Raw genomic sequence first — 1,592 nt, 5'->3', positions numbered from 1 at the left:
CCGACGGGTTCGGGCGGGCGGGCAAGCCGGGCTGGTCGCCGGGCCGGCTCGCACTGGTCACGGTGCTGCAGAAGGCCACGAACCTCACCGACCGGCAGGCCGCGGACGAGGTCCGGGAGAACCTGTCCTGGAAGTACGCGCTCGGCCTGGCGCTGGAGGATCCGGGCTTCGACCACAGCGTGCTGTCGGAGTTCCGCTCCCGTGTCGTCGCCCACGGGATGGAGGAGCGGGTGCTGGACCTGCTGCTGGAGCGGCTGCGCGAGCTGGGACTGGTGGCGGCAGGCGGCAACCAGCGCACCGACTCCACGCACATCGTGGCCGCGGTGCGGGACCTGAACCGGCTCGAGCTGGTCGGCGAGAGCGTGCGCGCGGCCCTGAACGCCCTGGCTGCGGCCTGCCCCGACTGGGTGGACCAGGCTCTGGTCGTGGAGGACTGGAGCCGCTGCTACGCAGACCGGATCGACACCTGGCGCCTGCCCTCCTCCAAGACCAAGCAGGACGAACTCGCCCTGCACTACGCCAAGGACGGCTACACCCTGCTGGAGGCCCTCTACGCCCCGGTGTCCCCGGCATGGCTGCGCGAACTGCCCGCGGTGCAGACCCTGCGGGTCGTGCTGGTGCAGAACTGCACCCGCACCCCGGGTGGGGGCGGCAGGCTGCGGATCCGGCGCCGCGAGCGCGCCGAGGACGGGGGTGACGGGCTGCCGCCCGGCCCGATACGCCTGGCCTCCCCATATGACACCGACGCCCGCTGGTCCGCCAAACGCGACCTGTTCTGGAACGGGTTCAAACTGCACGTGTCGGAGACCTGCCATCCGCAGGCCGACGGTGACCGTCCCGCCCGGCCGAACATCATCACGAACGTGGCCACCACCGCCTCCACCCTCCCGGACACCAAGGCCCTGGAGCCGATCCACCAAGCCCTTGGCCGCCGCCACCTGCTGCCCGCCCGGCACTACCTGGACTCCGGCTACCCCAGCGCCGACCTGATCATCGCCTCCGCCAAGGACTACGGCATCGCGCTGGTCACTCCGGTCCTGCTCGACACCTCCCGCCAGGCCAAGGCCCAACAAGGCTTCGCCGCAGATGACTTCACCGTCGACTGGGACGGCAAGCGAGCCGTCTGTCCGGCCGGAAAGATCAGTGCCACCTGGAACGACGTCGTCCAGGAGGGCGTCGCCAAGACCGTCGTTGCCTTCGCCGCCCTGGACTGCATCCCCTGCCCGGTCAAGGAGCAGTGCACCAGCTCACGAAAGGGCCGCCGGCTCAGCCTCTACCCCCGTGAGCTCACCGAGGCCATCCGCACCGCCCGCGCTCAGCAGCAGGATGGCACCTGGCAGCGCGACTACGCACTGCGGGCCGGGGTCGAGGGCGCCATCAGTCAGGCCACCCACACCACCGGCCTGCGCCGAGCCCGCTACCGCGGCCTTGCCAAGACCCACCTCGACCACACCACCAGCGCCGCCGCCCTCAACCTCATCCGACTCCACGCCTGGTGGCACGGCCGCCCCCTCGACCGCACCAATCATTGCCACCTCGCCAGACTCCAACTACGCCTCGTCGCATGACAATTGGAATTAACCACCAAGATC

Annotated in this window: 1 protein-coding gene; it reads left to right on the top strand. The window is 70.4% G+C overall.

From position 1 onward, the window contains the following. Positions 1 to 1,568: IS1182 family transposase (locus ABD357_RS23795; RefSeq protein ID WP_344392760.1), on the top strand; the 1,568-nt coding region annotated here is incomplete at its 5' end. Positions 1,569 to 1,592: the final 24 nt, after the last annotated feature.

This window comes from Streptomyces vastus, assembly GCF_039532825.1.
Taxonomy (GTDB): Bacteria; Actinomycetota; Actinomycetes; order Streptomycetales; family Streptomycetaceae; genus Streptomyces; species Streptomyces vastus.
The sequence above is the reverse complement of the archived record's forward strand: the minus strand, read 5'-3'. Positions and strand labels throughout refer to the sequence as shown.